18 protein-coding genes are annotated in these 18783 nt (G+C 37.5%); 6 read left to right on the top strand and 12 right to left on the bottom strand.

Features of this window, described 5'->3' with window-relative positions:
* Positions 1-76 precede the first annotated feature (76 nt).
* Positions 77-1087, bottom strand: coding sequence for an HD-GYP domain-containing protein (locus ABMA72_RS04535; RefSeq protein ID WP_392856497.1), 1011 nt, complete (start codon positions 1085-1087; stop codon positions 77-79).
* A gap of 180 nt (positions 1088-1267) precedes the next feature.
* Here ABMA72_RS04535 and ABMA72_RS04530 point away from each other — a divergent pair, with 180 nt between their 5' ends.
* A complete protein-coding gene (locus ABMA72_RS04530; protein ID WP_392856496.1) occupies positions 1268-2206 on the top strand; it encodes a hypothetical protein in 939 nt (312 codons plus the stop codon).
* Here the strand turns inward: ABMA72_RS04530 and ABMA72_RS04525 are convergent.
* Together ABMA72_RS04525 and ABMA72_RS04520 are read right to left on the bottom strand one after the other, a co-directional pair.
* Entirely contained in the window at positions 2203-3210 is a 1008-nt protein-coding gene (locus ABMA72_RS04525) for a DUF4340 domain-containing protein (protein ID WP_392856494.1), read from the bottom strand. The genes ABMA72_RS04530 and ABMA72_RS04525 overlap by 4 nt on opposite strands.
* A gap of 17 nt (positions 3211-3227) precedes the next feature.
* Positions 3228-3905, bottom strand: coding sequence for a hypothetical protein (locus tag ABMA72_RS04520; RefSeq protein WP_392856492.1), 678 nt, complete (start codon positions 3903-3905; stop codon positions 3228-3230).
* Positions 3906-4053: 148 nt separating this feature from the next.
* Here ABMA72_RS04520 and ABMA72_RS04515 point away from each other — a divergent pair, with 148 nt between their 5' ends.
* Complete coding sequence (locus tag ABMA72_RS04515; protein WP_392856491.1) at positions 4054-5748, top strand: S8 family serine peptidase; 1695 nt, start codon at positions 4054-4056, stop codon at positions 5746-5748.
* A 77-nt stretch (positions 5749-5825) separates the two neighbouring features.
* On the opposite strand, the gene rpmB is transcribed toward ABMA72_RS04515, so the two are convergent.
* Complete coding sequence (gene rpmB / locus ABMA72_RS04510; protein WP_021266376.1) at positions 5826-6062, bottom strand: 50S ribosomal protein L28; 237 nt, start codon at positions 6060-6062, stop codon at positions 5826-5828.
* A 234-nt stretch (positions 6063-6296) separates the two neighbouring features.
* On the opposite strand from rpmB, the gene ABMA72_RS04505 reads away from it, so the two are divergent.
* Positions 6297-7250: a hypothetical protein gene (locus tag ABMA72_RS04505; protein ID WP_392856489.1), complete on the top strand. Its 954-nt coding sequence runs from the start codon at positions 6297-6299 to the stop codon at positions 7248-7250.
* On the opposite strand, the gene ABMA72_RS04500 is transcribed toward ABMA72_RS04505, so the two are convergent.
* Entirely contained in the window at positions 7251-8252 is a 1002-nt protein-coding gene (locus tag ABMA72_RS04500; RefSeq protein ID WP_393056231.1) for a radical SAM protein, read from the bottom strand.
* Positions 8249-9283 (bottom strand): hypothetical protein, encoded by a 1035-nt coding sequence (locus tag ABMA72_RS04495; RefSeq protein ID WP_393056229.1) that lies wholly within the window; start codon positions 9281-9283, stop codon positions 8249-8251. The genes ABMA72_RS04500 and ABMA72_RS04495 overlap by 4 nt, the downstream gene beginning before the upstream one ends.
* Before the next feature lie 74 nt (positions 9284-9357).
* On the opposite strand from ABMA72_RS04495, the gene ABMA72_RS04490 reads away from it, so the two are divergent.
* Both ABMA72_RS04490 and ABMA72_RS04485 read left to right on the top strand, forming a co-directional pair.
* A complete protein-coding gene (locus ABMA72_RS04490; protein WP_393056227.1) occupies positions 9358-10281 on the top strand; it encodes an aldo/keto reductase in 924 nt (307 codons plus the stop codon).
* Complete coding sequence (locus ABMA72_RS04485) at positions 10271-11092, top strand: glycosyltransferase family 2 protein (protein ID WP_393056225.1); 822 nt, start codon at positions 10271-10273, stop codon at positions 11090-11092. The genes ABMA72_RS04490 and ABMA72_RS04485 overlap by 11 nt, the downstream gene beginning before the upstream one ends.
* On the opposite strand, the gene ABMA72_RS04480 is transcribed toward ABMA72_RS04485, so the two are convergent.
* The gene (locus ABMA72_RS04480; protein ID WP_393056223.1) at positions 11077-12198 is read right to left on the bottom strand and encodes a saccharopine dehydrogenase; all 1122 of its coding nucleotides are present in this window, start codon (positions 12196-12198) and stop codon (positions 11077-11079) included. The genes ABMA72_RS04485 and ABMA72_RS04480 overlap by 16 nt on opposite strands.
* Positions 12199-12369: 171 nt before the next feature.
* On the opposite strand from ABMA72_RS04480, the gene ABMA72_RS04475 reads away from it, so the two are divergent.
* Positions 12370-13338 carry a histone deacetylase gene (locus ABMA72_RS04475; protein ID WP_393056221.1) on the top strand — a complete coding sequence of 323 codons (969 nt, stop codon included), beginning with the start codon at positions 12370-12372 and terminating at the stop codon, positions 13336-13338.
* Here ABMA72_RS04475 and ABMA72_RS04470 read toward each other — a convergent pair.
* The 5 genes from ABMA72_RS04470 to ABMA72_RS04450 all read right to left on the bottom strand — a co-directional run bounded on the left by ABMA72_RS04470 (position 13328) and on the right by ABMA72_RS04450 (position 18756).
* On the bottom strand, positions 13328-14704 hold the full coding sequence (locus tag ABMA72_RS04470) for an HAD-IG family 5'-nucleotidase (RefSeq protein ID WP_393056219.1): 1377 nt from the start codon (positions 14702-14704) through the stop codon (positions 13328-13330). The genes ABMA72_RS04475 and ABMA72_RS04470 overlap by 11 nt on opposite strands.
* 140 nt (positions 14705-14844) lie before the next feature.
* The gene (locus ABMA72_RS04465) at positions 14845-16791 is read right to left on the bottom strand and encodes a bifunctional 2',3'-cyclic-nucleotide 2'-phosphodiesterase/3'-nucleotidase (protein ID WP_393056217.1); all 1947 of its coding nucleotides are present in this window, start codon (positions 16789-16791) and stop codon (positions 14845-14847) included.
* Positions 16792-16799: 8 nt separating this feature from the next.
* On the bottom strand, positions 16800-17216 hold the full coding sequence (locus ABMA72_RS04460; protein WP_393056215.1) for a hypothetical protein: 417 nt from the start codon (positions 17214-17216) through the stop codon (positions 16800-16802).
* A 10-nt stretch (positions 17217-17226) separates the two neighbouring features.
* Positions 17227-17928 (bottom strand): 5'-methylthioadenosine nucleosidase, encoded by a 702-nt coding sequence (locus ABMA72_RS04455; RefSeq protein ID WP_392856472.1) that lies wholly within the window; start codon positions 17926-17928, stop codon positions 17227-17229.
* 66 nt (positions 17929-17994) lie between these two features.
* Positions 17995-18756 (bottom strand): glutathione S-transferase C-terminal domain-containing protein, encoded by a 762-nt coding sequence (locus tag ABMA72_RS04450; RefSeq protein WP_393056214.1) that lies wholly within the window; start codon positions 18754-18756, stop codon positions 17995-17997.
* Positions 18757-18783 lie beyond the last annotated feature (27 nt).

Raw genomic sequence — 18783 nt, 5'->3', positions numbered from 1 at the left:
TAATAAAAAATATATTAACCTCAGTCCTTGGTTACTTATAATTGTGAAATATTTAAAACGTTATGAAAAGTTTTTTTTACTTGACTGAAGTTGTAAAGAAATTACGAAAATAATTAATGATAATTTTAAACTCGTGAGGGTAGTCCTTACTAATATGTGAACGGACTTTCTCTAAGGCATCAAAGATTGTTAGGGCCTCTCGGTAAGGGCGTGGAGAGATCATGGCCGCAACAATATCACAAATATTTACCATGATTGTTTCAAAGCCTGTGACAGTTAAATTTTTTAAGTATTGGTTATCTGAATCATACTTATCTAAAATACTGAACGTGTGATGGTTTTCAATAACCTTCATATGAGCAGGGCTTAATTGAATGCGCCCTTGAAGAATTCGCGCTGAAATAATAGGGTGTTTTGCAAGTAGCACCTTATCCATTTCTGAAAGATTCTCTTTATCGTACTTATCAATTGGTATGGCCGACATCCCAATATCTTTAAAGTAACTTGTGATAAAAAAGTTCTCAATATCCTTATCATTATAAAGCTGAGACGTTTTTAAAATCCCTACGAGAAAAATAGATGAAAGTAGGGGCTGAGCAAAAATATAGTGATGTCCTTGTGCCGCAAAGTAGCGATAAAGGGCCTCATGCATTTTTGGGTTCTTTATCAAGAAAGATGCCAGAACTTTTAAACTTTGATACTGCAAATTAAGTGCATTATCATCTGTTGGATCTTCAAAAAGATAACGAAGATTGATGGTAATCAGATTCAATTGATTCTTACAATTTTGGTAAGTATCACCCATGGAAAATGAGCGAGTCACTTGTCTAAGACAATCTTGTTGTAATTCCTTAAGCTCTTGCCTTTGCTCTGTTGTTGCAAAGACAATCGTATGACCTTTTTCAATCATCTCTTTAAGTGTGTCATTTGAAACATAAGTGCCACGGTAGAGGTTGTGCTTAAACATTCCATCTTCGAAGATATAAACATCACATGGTGTTGTTGGAATGTTAAAAAGCTCCCTAATAGTAAAAGGGGTCAAGTTTAAGGCCAAATGTGATTTACGGAAGATATCCTCTGCTTTCATATGTTCATATTATAGCTTAAGTCGCTAAAATCATTAAATACCAAGAATAATAGGCAATATTTCGCAATTTTATAAATTATTGGAGAAAGCCCTAGTTTATAAGTTAAGCACTCGAAATTAATAGAAATTAAAGGCTAATTTGAATAAGTCTCGAATTAATTAACTATGTTGCTATATTGAATGAATAGAACAAATGTTGAGCTAATTTTGACAAGTGAGAAGGCCATGAGTGCGCTAAAGAATCTAGAAGATTATATTGCTGACCCGAAGTTATTTGAATCAATTCAACTATTTGATGACAGTTCATACAGTCTACATTGGTCGAATTGGTCAAAGCTAATTTGTGCAATGAAAGAGCGACACTTAAATGGTGATTCTTCAATGAGTATTGAGGAAGTAAAGGAAGAACTTGAAACCTTCAAGGAAATTCCAGTTTGGCTTGTTAATAAGAAAGGGGAGATGGAGACAACTCTCTTTGATCTGTATAACTTCTATATTGATCCTAGGCTTAAGCACCTATGGTTTGATGTGAATAAGCAAACGCTTATTTCTCTAAAGCATAAGGCCGGGCCATTCATGCATCTTCATTCAATGAGATGGGTTGATTATGATATCTACAAATTATTTGTCTATGATCGCCTGCTTAATAATCTTTCTCTAAGTCATCGTGACTTTAGAATGAATACAAATTTAAAAGCTAAATTCTCATTTTGGAATTCTATTTTAAAACCTGTTGATGGACAGATTGTTCAATTGAGTCGCAAGGGAATCCTTGTATCAATTGAAGGTCATAAGAACTTCTTAAGTCTATCGCAGTCCGACCAAATATCTCTTAGTGCTGAGGTTGGGGGACTCCTCAGCGCTACAGGGAAAAAATTCGAAGAGTTTGATGAGGTCATTGGAAATTGCACAAAAGCAAAATCTGTAAAAATTGACTTTGATGAAAATATCTTTAAGGACTTAAATGCTCTTGAGACTTGCAAAGGTGAGACATACTATATGTTCATTCCTTTTGCGAAGTTTCCAATCAAACATCACCGTATCGGTAAGGCCATTCAACACGTCATTGATGAAGTTGAAGGCGCGGCTTCTGATATCCTTAATAATTTAATCGCTTAATAAATAATTTTATTCAAAGGGCTTGGTCTAAAAGATCTTAGCCTTTTGTATAAAACATTTAAGTACTCTTTGCTTACTAAGAAAGGGTGCTCTCTATTTGATGCTCGAATAATAAAATTCTCTTTTTTCTCAATATTAAGGTCAGGTAAGCTCGTTAAAACCCAAGAGAGGTCATACTCAATTTCTTCACCTGTTTTGATCTTAACGATGACTTTAAAGTATGGCTTGGCCAGATAGCGCTCAATTGCCTTATCCATCTTCTCTGTTCTCTTATCAAGAATAGAGTTTGACTTAAAGCTTGTTAGCTTAACTAAGAACTCTTGTACCGCCTCATCATCAAGGGCCTTATTTCCTGAAACCCAAATATCCTTATCATTACGGCTAAATTCAAAACGAAGCTTTCCTGAGTTAATAACTGTAACACCTCTAATATCACTTGGTGCATAACTAAAGACTCGTGAGTCAATTAGAGAGGGAAGGTCAATTTTTTCAAGAGAGAACTTTACTGCGTTGACGTGATAGATAGCATTGTCCTTATCACTTACAACATAAGTCGAGTTATCAATAGGATTGATCAAACCAAATGAGATTGTTTCATCTGATCCATCTTCACCCTTTAGTGTAACAATCGAAGTTGGGTTATCAAGAGAGAAGTTAGAAAGGTTAATCGGATCCTTTGGAAAGATCTTTTTAATTTTCACATTCTTTAGTGAGTCTAAGAGTTTATTAATGATTGCCTCATTGGCATTAATTCTTCTAGGCTTTGTAATAATCCATTGGTTCTTATTTTTAGCGAGGCTAAAGCGTCCAAGGTTTGATTGAAGGGAAATATTATCAACTTTATCAACCTGATCACTTGTGAAAAGAAATTGGAGGTTAGAAAGTTCTTTAGATGTAATAACTGGTGCTTGAAAAAACTCACTGATAACTGCTCCAAATAGGAGAGTAATAAAGAGTATTGAGACAAGGCTAGCTGAAAAGTAATTACGTTTAATATTTTGCATAAGAAATTCTAGAATTCTTATTCGAGATCGTCAAAGAGATCGAAGTCATCATCACCATTTGAGCTATTTTCTTTGGCCGCAGCTGGAGCAGTCGGTTCTTCTCTAACTTCTGGCTCAATAGATTTGATAAAATTCCTAAGTAGGGTACGTTCACCTTCTTTAAGGAATGTAAACTTGATACCTGTTCGGAAAGGCATGCTCGTTTGTGAGATAATACGACTTTTCATATTGTAGGTACGTGAGAAGATCACGACACCATTTAGAATAATTCGATTTGGAATTTGAATATCAACAACAATTGATTGACCTTGAGTAAATTGCTTCTCACAGAAGAAATACATACCATCCATGTAGAGTTCAGATAGGAGAATATTTCCTACGTAAACCTTCGCAGGAGGTAAATCAGGAATAAATTGCTTGATGATTTTTGTTTCTTTGATAGGCGTAACATTGTCTCCGGCCATGGCAGCATCGGCCAAAGCTTGTGGATCAAGAGCTGCCTCTTCATCTTCAATGCTATCGTTGATAGGTAGTTCGCCCTTATCCTTGTAAATCTCGATGAGGTCGTCAATATTAGGCTTTTCGCCGTTTTTGTATCTTAGTTTTACCGCTGCTTCCACTTCATCTCGAAGTGTCCAAACGTTAACTTTGATTCTTTTTATTAGGACTGGGTCGCTACTTTTACCGTGTATCATTAACTAACATTTTCTCACATTTTCAATATTTTGTATCTTTTGAAATTTTTGCCTCTGAAAGAGTGCTAAACTAGTTGATAGACAATTATTCAAAAGTCTTAGCATAGGGTCTCCCATGGAAGGGAGACAAAAAGATTAGGAGGATCTAATGAGATTAAAAGCATTTTTAGCACCCGCTGTTGTTTCAGCAATGGCCCTTTCTCCACTAGCTGCTGATTACGTTCCAGGTGAACTAATCGTAAAGTTAAAGAAAGATGTATCTGTTGAAAGTTTCTTTGGACAATCATTACATGGAAGTTCACTTGACCGTCGTATCGAACTAACGTCTGGTGACTTATATGTTGTTAAGTTTAATGAGTCTCTTGTATCAATTGATGCAATTGCAAAGCAAATGAACGAAAGAGCAGAGGTAGAGTATGCAGAGCCAAACTTTATCTATGAGATCGTTAAGCCAATCGTACACACAAATGTATTAGAAGAAATCTTAAGTTATAACACTTCTTCAGATGAAGGTGTTTACTACACGCCAGCTGATGAAAAATTTGGGCAACTATGGGGACTACAAAATACTGGTTCAAATGCTCCAAGAGGTGTTTCTGGTGTTGAAGGTGCAGACGTTGATGCACTAAGAGCATGGGAAATTACTCAAGGTGATCGTGCAATTAAGATTGCAGTTATCGATACAGGTATTGATTACAACCACCCAGATCTAAGAGATCAAATGTGGACAAACGAAGGTGAAATTCCAGGTAACGGAATTGATGATGACGGAAACGGATATATCGATGATATCCACGGATATGACTTCGCAAATAATGATGGTGATCCAATGGACGGTCACTCTCACGGAACTCACTGTGCAGGGACAATCGGTGCTTCACATAACGCAATTGGTGTTGCTGGTGTAATGAGAGATGTTCAATTCGTAGGGATTAAATTCCTAACTGATAGTGGTTCAGGGTCAACTGAAGCTGCAATTAAGTCGATTGATTATGCAACGAAAATTGGTGTTGATATTATGTCAAACTCTTGGGGAGGCGGTGGCCGCTCAGAAGCTCTTAAAGAAGCAATTGAAAGAGCTAATGAAGCAGGGATCGTATTCACTGCAGCTGCTGGTAACTCTTCAACAGACAATGATTCTAAGCCACACTACCCATCAAACTACAATGTTGATAACGTAATTTCTGTTGCAGCAACAACTGCTGCAGATGAACTAGCAAGCTTCTCTTGTTACGGACGTTCAACGGTACATATTGGTGCTCCAGGACACGAAATTCTTTCAACTGTTAAGGGTGGACGTTATGCTTCTTACTCTGGAACTTCAATGGCAACGCCACATGTTTCTGGTGTAATTGGTCTTTTCCTTTCTGAAAACAAAGGACTTACTCCACTACAAATTAGAAATAAGGTAATGGTTACTTCTGATCCTGTAGCAGCTCTAAGAGGTAAGACAATCAACGCTGGTCGTATCAATGCTTACAACCTTTTAACTGATACAGTTCCTGAAAGAAATGAGCCGAACCCAGAAGATTGGGAAACAGTAAATGTTTCTTCTTTTGAGTCAGAGCACCCATACTTAGAGAACCAAACTCTTGAGACGACTTACACTGTTGAAGGTGCAAAATTTATGAGAGTTAGAGTTCGTAAATTTGATCTTGAGAATCGTTATGACTTTATCGAAGTTAGAGATGCCAGAGGTGTACTAGTTGAGAAGATTACAGGTTCAGGTGAGAACTATACTTCTTTCTTCGCTGAAGGTGATACGCTTAAGCTTATTTTCAAGTCTGATCGTTCAGTTCAGAAGTGGGGATTTGCTATTGATCAAGTAGATGTTCAATACTAAGAAAAATTAAAATTACCCAAATAAAAAGGCCAGCAAAATGCTGGCCTTTTCTTTATCTTAAATCGATTATAATCTAATTAAGCGTTCCAAAGGTGCTTGTACTTCTTAAGGAACTTAGAAAGTGAACCAACTTTATCTAGAGTTCTGATTGCTCTAGTTGAAAGTCTAAGCTTGATTGTTTCACCTGTTACAGGATCAAAAACTCTCTTCGTTTGAAGGTTTGGTTTTTGAGTCATTTTAGTTCTATTTTTAGCGTGAGAAACTTTGTTACCAACAAGTCTTCTTTTTCCAGTTAAATCACATGTACGTGCCATCACTTCATCCTTATTTATTTATATAAACTCTACATTAATATATGGGTTATTAGGTTGTAGAATATAAACATAACGTCGTAAAAGTGCAACTACTTTTGTACAAATTGCGTAATATCCTACGGTTTTTACTGCAAAAAACCAAAGTTATTTGGACATAGCAGCGGAATGTCGTTATTATATAGTTATTATTAAGTGTAATTCTAGCTAGTTAGAACTTTTTTTGAGGGAAGAGATTTGAAAAAACGAATATTATTGTTTTTGTCGGTCTTGGTCTTAATGGCCCTCGGTTACTATTTCTACACTTATTATAATGATGAATACCACCCAGAGGCCTTGAGGGAGCAGTACTCTCAGAATGCCCCAATCGCTTTTACAGATCGCGCACTACCTAAGAAGAAATTTGTTCCACGCAAGCAATTCCATGAGCAGGCAGACTATAAGAGGTCTGATGATCAGGTTGTAGCACTTAATGGGCTTGGACCTGATAGTGGCGTCTTCTCTGAGTTGAGTTCAACTATTGAAGAGTTAAAAAAAAGTAATTCTGACTGTGAAGTTACTTTTAATGAGTATTTGCCCCCAGCTCAAATTATTGATCCTGATTCTAGCTTCTACGCCCAAGATGAAAGCATCGTAAATTTGGTAAATAGGTCTTTAGATCTACTGATGAATCTTGAAGGAAGAGCGATAGCAAAGCGCTTTCCTCAGTACGCGCAAGAGGCCCTTGATAGTGTTGATGAGATAAGTGAAGAGGATATGGCAGCGATCATGCGAGCACCTCTTGTTTGCCGTCAGTCCAATATCACAGTTCTCTTTGAAACTATTATTGAAATGTCGAGTGAAGGTAAGCTAACGGATGCACAAAGAGCGGAGATCGTAGACAGTGCTGTAAATAAGCTTGTCGTAAGTCTTGAGGCCGATAGCTTGCAAGACAATATTCTTATGTCTCTTACTCTTTTAAAGGCCGTAGGAAGTTTATCAAGTAAGAACCAAGAGTACTTCTCTGAACTTGAAGCAATTTATGATGAGATGTCGACGTCTCAAGCAGGCTTTGATCAGGCTTCAGCTAAGAACGCTAAGGTTGTAAACCCTGGAGAGGTTTATCGCAACTATCGTGAAAGACAACGAGGATTCTCTTCTTCTGTGGTTGAGATTCTCTATTTTAATTATCCAGAATTCTTAAACGAGTAATTATTCTTCCATACAAAGATAGGTACTCTTTTCGCTGGCACCTGCTCTTAGACAAAGGTCTTTTATCTTTCCTAGAATCCACATTCTCATAGGCCTTGGATAACGAATCTTTCCATCTTCACCCTTTGTTAATTCAGAATGAAAGTAAGTTGTTTGTGGGTAGTTCTTCTTCACCTGAGAATAGACATCCTTTGTGAAGCGAACAACTCCAATTGATATATACTCAACCTTACTTAGGGGAATGACTTCACTTAGTTCACTAATTAATTCTTCATACTCACTCTCAAAACTCTCACTGTGAATGACAGGATCAAAGTGAATACCAATAGGGTGGCCTGCTTCATAAAGACTCTTAATGGCCTTAAGACGGGCCGAGAGACTCGGAGTCTTTAGGTCATGAGACTTAACCTTACTCTTTGGTGAAAGAGAAAAGGACGTAATAAAATTTGGCAGTGGTGCAAGCTTGAGAAGCTCTTTAATATTTGCCGATTTTGTTCTTAGCTCAATATAGCAGTGAGGATTCTTCTTCGTAAATTCATGGTAATAATTTAGCTCCCCAGTAAGGTGAGTCAGGGCAAGAGAGTCACTAAATTCTCCCGCATGAAACCACATATTTTCTGGGGATCTATCTGCCAGCTTCTGCATTTCATTAACGATCTCTTCATGATTTACAAAGAGTACGAGATCTGGAGTATTGAAATAACCTTGTAGGTAACAATAGTCACATTCATAAATACAATTATAGGCATGAATAAAATAGTAGTGGGGCTCTCCTGAGATACCATAGGCATTAGGAGCTTCTTTTACAAGTTGGCCTTGCTTTCGAGCAATAAAGAGGTTTAGTGAGTCTCTCTTTTGCAGATAAGGCTTTTTTACCCTTCCCCAAATATCAGCATAGTTTGAAATAATTTCGACTTTTGCTTTTGGAAACTTCAATGGTAACTGAGCTGCGACAATGGCATCCTTAATTGAATCTTCAATAAAGATCTTCTCTATCTTCAAAGCTCTTCTCCATTCATTAGGGAGTTAAATCTTTGCCAGTCAATTTTAGAGAGTTTCTTTTGCAGATTCACCAGTTCTTTTTCAGAAGATATTTTTGATCGTATATTAAGGATAACTTTTTCAAGTGAAGGATCATAAGTTAGTTCATTCTTTTCTAAGCCTGTGTCTTTAACAAAGCTATCAAGTTGTTTAATAATTTTTGTTCGAGTCGGATAGAGCTTTTCTTTTAAGAAGTCTCTAAGTTCTAATGCCTTCTTCTTTGGCGTTGTTTCAAGGGCCTTAATATCTTTTATGGCACTTAAGTTTAAAAGTTCTTTCAGATTCATTTCATACTTAACAAGGATTTGCTCTGTTAAGTTTCTCACTTCACGTTCTAGAGAAAGAGTAAAATAGAAGTCTTTATCATCGAGAAGAGGAAGCTCGCCATTTAAGGACTTCTCTTTTTTTGATACCGAACTTACAAAGTAGCGGTAGAGCTCTTGAGAGTAATCCTGTGCATGCTCTTTGATATATTCACAAATTGGTGCATCCGTAACGTGATCTGAAATTAACTTGAAAGCTCTTAAAGGTGTTTGGAATTTCTTGGCCACTAACCCAATGGCCCAGGCCTCGCGGTCAGCAAGGGGGGCAAAGTGAGAAAGCTCCTTTGCAAGCTCAGTATCGAGAATTCGTTCATTTGCGGTAATAAGATCTAGCTTTGAAGATTCACCTAGGCACTGAAAGCTTTTGAATTCATTTTGCCCATAGATTGTTCTAATCTCAAATATTTCACCTTGTTGAAGATCTTTATTAAAAGAAGCACAGATTCCAAGGTTGATAAGTTGGCCTAGCTGAATTCCCTGTGTCTTTAGAACACCCATCGCATAGGTAAGTGCCATCATGACATTCTGTGGGCCCTCTCCTGTGAGAACTAAACCGTAACTCTGATCACCACTTAGGTAGAGGTCGTTAAATTCTGGATGGGACTTAAAATCCATCTCTTTTAAAAATGTTTGGGCCTCGCCGCGGTGGGCAAATACAAGTAAATCCATAACTAGGAGATAACGCTTATCTTGTCGGTGCGTCAAGTCTTTACGCATTTAGGCGAAATAGATATTCATGACTTATGAAAATATTAGATCAATTTGGACAATTCGCATTTGGTGGCGCCAGCATCTCTGGAGAGGGCGCAGGTTATGGATTTGGTGATATTAGTAAGGAAGACTCTATTAGTCTCTTACAATACGCCTTTGATCGTGGAGTTAAGATCTTCGATACAGCACCAATTTATGGTTTTGGTGAGAGTGAGAAGAGAATTGGTGAAGCCTTTAAAAATAATCGCGAAAAAGTATTTATTGTCTCTAAGTCAGGAGTGACTTGGCATGAGAATAAACGCGTGGATATGACTAATGATCCAGTCGTTACTCAAAAAATGATTGAACAGTCTCTTAGGGATTTAAATACAGACTATATTGATCTCTATATGGTTCACTGGCCTGACGAGAGAGTGGATATAAGAAAAACTCTTGAGGTCATTGCGAAGGCCAAGCATGAAGGCAAAATTAAGCATATTGGCCTGTGTAATACAACGCCAGAAGAGTTTAAGTTAGCTTCTGAAATTGATAAGATCGAAGTGATTCAATCTCAATTTAACTTCTTTGAACAAGACGTAAAAAATGACATCTTCCCAATCATTAAAAGTGAAGACATAAGCTTCATGAGCTGGGGAACTCTTGATAAGGGGATCCTTACAGGAAGAGTGACAAAAGATCGTAAGTTTGACAAAAGTGACTGCCGTTCATGGGCACCATGGTGGAAGGCGATGGATAAAGAGAGTCGCTATGATATTGTTGCAAGAATGCAGCCGGCACTTGAGAAGCATGGGCTTAGCGGATTAGACTTTGCAATTCATTTTAATCTTTCTCATGATGAATTAAGTACAGTGCTATGTGGTGCTAGAAATCATGATCAGTTAGATGGAGTTCTAAACTCTCTTGAAAAGAAAGTAACCAAAGAGATGCTGGAAGATATCATTAATAGTGTTAGTTAGTGTTATTATTCCCACTTATAATAGGGCCAATTTCTTGGCCCGTGCAATTAACTCAGTTTTAAAACAAAGCTTTCAAAACTTTGAACTGATCATTGTTGATGATGGTTCGAGTGATCATTCAAAAGATATCGTCGAGTCTTTTTCTGATGAGCGTATCAAATATATCTTTCAACAAAATCGAGGAGTCTCTGCTGCTCGTAATCTAGGTGTAGGTCAATCATCAGGAAACTATATTGCATTCCTTGATTCAGACGATGAGTGGAGTGAAAACAAGCTTCAAAGTCAACTATGCCTACTGGAGAATTCTAAGCTTCGTCTTTGCCATACGGGTGAGCATTGGTTAAGAGATGGAGAGGTTGTAAAGCAAAAGAAAGTACATCAAAAAGTTGGAGGGGATATGTTTATTCGCTCCTTAAAAAATTGTGTAATCTCACCATCAAGTGTCTTAATGGAGCGTAGCTTATTTGAAGAAATGGGTGGCTTTAATGAAGACTTTATCGTTTGTGAAGATTATGATCTCTGGCTTAAGATTACGTCTCTGTATGAAATCGCTTTCTTAGAAGAGGCCTTCGTTATTAAGCATGCTGGGCATGACGATCAACTGTCATTTAAATTCTTTGCGATGGACTACTGGAGAGTCAAGGCCATGGCCTGGGCCAAAGCAAATCGCCAGCTTTCGCAAGAAAGAGTAGATGTGCTAACACAGCTTTGCTTAAAGAAGTGCCAATACCTGATTAAAGGGTACGAAAAGTACGAGAATTTTGAAAATTACGATGAAGTCAGAGCGATCGAAAATTACATCAGTAACTGAGGCTCTTCCACTAATTTTTTTTCTAATCCTAGCTCAATTGTTTTTTGATAGAAGATCTCAAGTGCTTTTTCCCACGGAGAGTCTTCAATATCACCATTAAGTAAATTAATTAGATAAGGAAGTAGTTGCTCTACATATTCCTCAGTACTCTCTCTCGGAAGAAGTGAAGGTAAGTGGTCAATGGCCGTAACTTCGAGAAGTTGATCTAGTTCTTCAACTTTGAAAGTAGGTTTATCAATCGTTGTGATATCTGGATAGATAGGAAGTGGGTTACACGGTCCTGTCGGGTCACAACTAACATCTGAAATCACAGAGAGGTTTCTTTCATTCTTTAGGATATCTAAGTCTAAGAATGGCTCCGCCGGTGTTTTATTTAAAGTACAATTAACGAGAATATCATAGTCAAGTATCTGCTTGATTGGCCTAGCAACTTTCGTGTCGGCCCTTCCCCAACCAGTCATCTCAACACCAACGGCCTCTAGAAGCTCTTTTGCTCCTCGTCCACAACGCCCTCGATTTCCAATGACTAAAACTCTTGGCCTTGAGCCAAGTTCATCAAACTCTTTACATAACTCGTTTACGAGATCATGTTGAGATGAATACGAGCTTAGAGGTGCACATTCATTGAAGTCTGCTCCTCGTTGCTGACAAATCCAATTCTTAAGTCCTAGCGCCGCTCCAACAAAACCTGCCCATTTTCCAAAGGCCGCAATTCTTTTTCCATTGCTGTCAGTAAGGTATTCAAGGTCGTATAGCTTTCCGTCTCCTTGAATGAAGCGATCAAGCATTTCCTTTGAACCTGTTTGGTTTTTATAAACGTGAGCAAAGTGAATATGGCGATGACTTAGAGGGAACTCGTGAATATCAAGTTCTTTTAGTCCAAGGATAAAAGCATTGGCCGGTGCAAAGTTTATCCATGAATTTGTCGGCATCATCTTAAGCCCTAGGGCCTCAAATTCTTCGTCCTTAAAGATACGACTTGGTGAGCGTTCGATAATTACTTCATGACCAAGCTCCTTAAGCTCTAAGGCAGCTTGTGGCGTAAGAGCACTACGCTGTTCAAATGGTTTTGTTTCATGGCGAAGCCAGATTGTCCTATTTGTCATGAAATTTAATCTCCCAAAAAAATCGTATACTTATAGCAAAGCTAATAGATTACTATAGCAAAGGGCCTTGTCTCATACTTAAATTTGTAAGATTTACAGGCGATTTTAAGGTATAACTATATAATATTAGGATAATCAAGCAAGCTAAGTTTCATTAATAAAGGAATGATTATGAAATACCATCCAGAAAAAAGTCGACTCTATTATATGGAAGACTCCCTTGGAAGCTATACTGATTACGGTATTGGTGTTCCTTTAAAAGATGAAAGAGTGACAAAAATTTTAGAAGAATTTAAGAATTCTCCCTTTCTTGAGCGCAGAAGATCAACTCACTTTTTCTTAAGTGACCTTGCTCTTGTTCATGAGCGTGATTTTTGTGCACGAACAAAGCTTGACCCAACCGGACTTGTCCTTGAAGCCTACGAGCTTATTAATGATGATGGAAGTTACCATCGTTATGATCCAATGGCCGCAACGAAACCCTTAAGTGACTTTATTAATCGTGCGCTTTCTCATTGTGAAGGAACATTTCTTGCTGCTTGTAATGCTCTTGAATCTGGTTTTTCGTATCACTTAGGTGGAGGTATGCACCATGCAAAGAGTGATGGGCCAGGTGGTTTTTGTATGTTTAATGATATTGTTATTGCGATTAGAAAACTTCAAAAGGAAAAAGGATTAGGGAAGTGCCTCGTTGTGGATATGGACGCGCATAAGGGTGATGGAACGGCACAAATTGTCGCTAATGATGAATCAATTGACTGTGTCTCAATTCATATGAAAGATGGATGGCCTCTTGATAACCCTGATAAAACTAACTCTAGTTATATCCCAAGTACCCTTGATATTCCGGTGACACCTGAAGACAACTATCTTGAGAAGCTCAAGCAGATAGGGGACTTTATCAAAGAAGATTACGATCTATGTATTGTCGTTCAAGGTGCAGATGTTTATGAAAAAGATATTCTTGAAAGTGCGAAGGGAATTCAGCTAAGTTTAGGGCAATGTCTTGAAAGGGATAACTATATGTATGAATTATTAGAGTCGAAAGGCATCCCCCAAGCATGGGTTATGGCCGGGGGATACGGTGATGAAGTTTACCGAGTCTTTCAACAATTTGTACAATCTAAATTTAAAGCATAGTCGAATCTTCGTGGGCCAAGATTCTCTTCTTTGGCCTAAAGTAAGTACGTGGTGTGTACTCTAGAAGATCCGTGATTTTTGCCATGTAGAAACATGCATACTTCTCAACTTGATCAGCAAAACGTGACTCTTCAAGGCCTGCTCTCATCATCTCACCCCAATGGGCATTAAAGAACTGACGATATGTATCGAGATGATGTGAAATTTTTGAGTTGATCTTATCAATCTCGCTAAAGATTTTACCAATATCTTCTTTATTATACTTTTCTGGGTCTTCGTGCTTTAGAAGCTCAAGCTTGTTTAGCTCATGTTCCAGTTTTTCTTTTTGTTCCATTTCAGCATCAATTAGAGCTTGTGTCGGAGTTGACTGTCTGATAGCTTCAATCTCTGCTTCAAGGGGGTCTAAAATAAGGGCCGTTCTCCAGTTAAATGTTTTCTTTAATGTAAGAACGTCACCGTAAATATGGTCACCAAGATAAAGAATCTCTTCACCTTCAAGGCCTAGATCTTTTTGAAGCTTTCCTGCCCATCCACCTTGGTAGACTTTATTCTGCTCAAGAGGTCCTTCGGCATTTGTCATAAGTCCTGTATCCGTTTGGATTTCTAGGAACATATTACTTACGTTAAAGAATCTTGGCTTACATGCAAGACAGATTGAAATATCAAATAGGTCAGTCCAAGTCTCATGTTCTTTTAAGAATGGATTGATTGTGTATTCCATTAGTCTTTTTGTCCAAGACCATTCACTATTTGTAATAAGAATTAGCTTCTTTCCAAAACGCTTAAATCTCTCAAGAAGTTTTGCTACTTCTGGATCTTTGATAATAAAGTCTTCAAGGTGCTCTTCAACATAACCCTTAAGAGAATTGTCTGAGTGAGCGATATCGATAACTTCTTTAATATCGTGAGAGAGAGTTTCGTAATCAGGAAGCTTCATTCCTTGGTCTTTTAGATCAACAAGGTTTGCAAACATTGCTCCATTTGAAATAGAGAAGTTTGTATCCAGTGATTGATACTGATCAGAGTTTAGATCAATGATACTATTTCCGTAGATTTCATTTTGATCATGAAAGTCCATTGGTTTTGTACCGTGCTTTGCAATCTTCACTTTTCCGTAGCGGTTTGTTTGTAGAATATTTCCACGAAGACGATCGATAATTAAACCTTGAATAACTTGGTTAAAATCAAATTTTAATTCTGTTACTTCTTTTGGATAATTTTTAACATCCACTAGTTTTTTAAGTACTAATTCGAAAACAAATTTTTCGAATGCTTCTGTTTTATAGCGAACTAATGTGTAGTCCATATCAAAACCAATGGCCTTGATCTTTTTCATATTCAATGTTCTATTGACGTATACTGACATATAAAATCCTTTTAAATCGTTTGAGAATTTAATCCTCGGACCGTAGATTTTATCTAAACTTTGCGTAAATGTCATATTATTAATACGTCAAGGCGTAAATTCAGTGACTTACGCCTTGGATATTCGTGGAAGCAATGTGTCTATTTGAGGATTATATAGTACTTTGCAAAGCCTTCATCATCTAGGCCCTTAATGCGATTAAGCTTAAATTTAGAATTCTTTCTTATGTACTTTGTTGCTTTCTTTGACGGTGAAGTTTCAAAGTAAACTTTTAGCTTTTCTGCGTTTGGAACTGGCTTGATTTTCCAATTTTCATTTGGCCGTGCATCAACAAAGCCTTTCTCATTTGTTTCTTTTCTAATGTAGTTAATAAGAACTTGGCGATTACTATCCGGTGCCGTGAAAACGACATTGGACTTCTTAGCTCCTGGAAATTTTCCACCTGTTGCACGGAAGCTATTTGTAGCAAGAATAAACTCTTGGTTATCACTTACGGCCTTGCCTTGATACTTTAGGTTCTCGATTCTAAATGAATCCTTATTTAAAACCTTACAATTTTCATCGTAGTGTCTTCTTTTTGTGATATTGATTTCGTACGTTAGGCCATCAATCATGTCGAAGTTATACGAACGAAAATTTCCCCAATTAATAAGAGGCTGGTCTTTACTATATTTCGGATCGATATGAGCGAACATTCCCGCCGAGCATTCAAGCCACATCTTCACTTCTTTACCCGTAAGTTTTAGAGCATAGAGCATATTAGGGTAGAGGTATAGGTCAGCTGCATTTCTTAAAGTAAGAACTCCCTTCTCAACAGTTGTATAACCATTAGGGTCATTCTTTCTCCCACCTGTTTTAAAAGGTGCAACGGCCGATAAAACAGGAAGGCCGCTAAGGTTCGCATCTCCTTGGATTGCTCTTTTTACATAATCAATTTGTGCATTTGAAACAATTTGAGTTGCAGCATCGTCTTGAATTAGCGATAGGAAGCTGTAAAACTCCTCTTTAGAGAAACCAACTTTTTCGCCGGCCAGTTTAATTGTTCTTTTGTGATCATCTTCAATGATTTCTGCAAGCTCCAGATCTGGTTTTACACTAGAGTCTGATTCCTTATCGTATATTGAGTAAACAGATGATTGGCCGTCTATGACATGCCACTTACTTCCATCAAAATTTAGTTTTAAATCAATGATTCCAACATGTGAACCCCATTTGCCAGGCATAACTGCGGCCACACCGTTGATTGTTCCTTTCTTAGCATCAATACCTTGAATCCCTTCATAATCTTTAGAAGGAAAGAGGGCATGAGTATGGCCAAAGGCAATGGCATCAATATAAGGAACACGACTTAAGTAATAAACCGAATCTTCTGCGTAGAGCTTGTATTCATCAGTGCTAATTCCCGAGTGAGGAATTGCAATAATAACGTCAGCTCCTTCGTTTTTCATTTTTGCCGTTAATTCTTTTGCGACTTCAACAATATCGCGAGCGACAACTTTTCCTTCAAGGTTATTCTTATCCCAAATCATAATTTGTGGCGGAACAAAACCTATGTAGCCAATTTTAATCTTATGAGGAAGGCCTTTGGTGTCCTTCACTTTCTTTTCTAAAATGACATATTGTTTGAAGTAGGCTTGACCAGGTTTACCATTTTCATCCTTGTAGACATTGGCATTAATATATGGAAATTTTGCGTCTTTAAGAGAGGCCTCAAGAAATTCTAGACCATAGTTAAATTCATGGTTTCCGATATTACCAACATCATATTTAAGATGATTCATTAGCTTAAAAGCAGGGTGAACTCCTTCTTTTCCATGTGTGGCCACAAAGTCGGCCATCGGATTCCCTTGAAGGAGATCACCGTTATCAATTAAAGTATAATTATCTGCTTGAGCGGCATACTTCTTAATGAGTGTCGCCGTCTTAACGAGTCCAAATCTTTTACTTTCTTTGTTCTTATAATAGTCGTAGTCTTTGTAATAACCATGAAGGTCAGTTGTCTCAATAACACGAAGCTTTACTTGTGTTTGTTCCTTACAGCCTACAATTAGAAAAAGAGACAGTGAAAATAAAAAGATTTTTCTCATATTGATTCCTAGTAATAACGACCTGAAGAGTAAGTAGCGTCAAACATACGTGCTTTTCCGTATACTTTTACATTTCCTTTTAGGCCTGCAAATCCGTAAATGCGAGATTCACCAAAAGCTTCAGCATTATCCCATACAGACGCTTCGCCGTAGACTTGTGCATTCTCATACACGTGAGCATTTCCCCATACTTTTGCGTAGTCTGAAATAATTGCGTTTCCTGTAATTTTTGCAAATCCTGTTACCTGGGCCTTATCACAAACTTGTGCATTTTCCCCAATGTAAACATTCTTTGATACATATGCAGTATCAGCAACGAATCCACCTTGTGTCCCATCGTTATTGATCCAATATTGACCTTCTTGGCCAGTACATGGTGCAGCTAATACTGGAAGGATAAAAAGCATCGCAGCTAGTAGTTTCATAAATCACTCCTTAGATTTTTTCGATTAACTCAATTAATTTCTTACCTAAATTATCCGATGCTAATCTTAAATTGGCAAAGAACTCTTCCTCTGTTGGATGCTCTCCGTCAACAATGTCTGTCACAGACTTTAAAAAGAGTGTTGGAATATTAAATTGATCAACTACCCAGCCAATAGCTCCTGCTTCCATATCCTTTAGAACAGCTTGATTCGCTTCAATTAATTTCTCATCTTCTGCACTCATATCAAGTGAGTTTCCTGTTGAAATAATTGCAGTCTTTAGATTCAGGAGTTTTCCATATTCTTGTGCAATAGCGTGAGTTGTCTTATAAACCCCGTAATTTTCATAACCAGGGATTGGGATTCTACGATCATGGAATACTGTTGTGTCGGCCGTATAGACATCGCCAACTTCTGCACCACGTTTTCTAAAACCACCGGCAGTACCTGCATTGATAATCATTTCTGCTCCAAGCTCTCTAATAGCAAGAAGGGTAGAAACAACAGCAGGAGAAGTACCGACATTTTGTACCTTGTGATGTTTACACTCACCACTAATGATGATTGAAATTTTGTGCCCATGATATTCGCACTGATATAACTTCATTGGAAGGTTTGGGTCTAATTTCTTATCTTGGAAGTCAATTCCTAGTTTCTCAAGAAGTGGCGCCGCTTCTGAGTCCATGGCCATGACGATGGCAATATTCTTCATAATGTCTCCATTTAATAACTATTATCTAAGTTTAATAGAAAAAGAACATAATTAGAAATATTGCCCCTAACTTTCTAAGTGAGTTGGATAGATATTATCTTTTGAACGTGTTTGTGCTGCAACTCTTTGTAGCCACTTGATAATACGATGGTACTTCTGCTTAATTAAGTCAGCAGGGGCCAGCCCTGTGATAAGTATTCGATTTAAGTGACAGAACAGAAGAATATCGATGTATTTAATTTCATTTCCAAAAATAAAATTCTTCGTACCTAAGATCTCGTTGATATAGATAATTTGCGATTCAAGGAGATCAAGAGCGCTGTCTTGATCTTTATGAAAGATTTCATACTCAGAAATCTTTTTCACAATAACATCTCTTATTGATGAGATCACTTCTTCCGGCGTCTCATTGATGTCTTGAACATACTTTGCTTGCTTAGCAAATTTCTTCTTCATGGCATTAAGGCCACTATTATCTTTGTATGAGAAGTAAATGATACTTGCCCATAATGAATTAAGACACCAATCCTGTATGACTTGCTCTTGTCTTGCTTCTTCACTTGTTAAAAGAAATAAGTCTGATTGCCCACGTAGATCCTTAAAGTAATTAATACAATTTCTAAGGCCGAGGTATTTCTTTTCGCCGTCGATAATTGCAGGTAGGCTACTCATCTTAGCTGGCACACCTTGAATTTGAGAATTCACGTGAACTGTTTTGAGTTTAAAATCGATATTTAAATATGAAAAAATTCTATTTATAGTTGCACAATACGGAGAGAAGGATTCAACCTCATCATTTCCCGCCCACGAAATTAATACTTTATCCATGACTTAACTGTCGGAGGATCGTTTTAA

Origin of the sequence: Halobacteriovorax sp. CON-3 (genome assembly GCF_043196995.1) — a bacterium.
GTDB lineage: Bacteria > Bdellovibrionota > Bacteriovoracia > Bacteriovoracales > Bacteriovoracaceae > Halobacteriovorax_A.
This window is presented reverse-complemented; position numbering and strand designations above follow the sequence as displayed.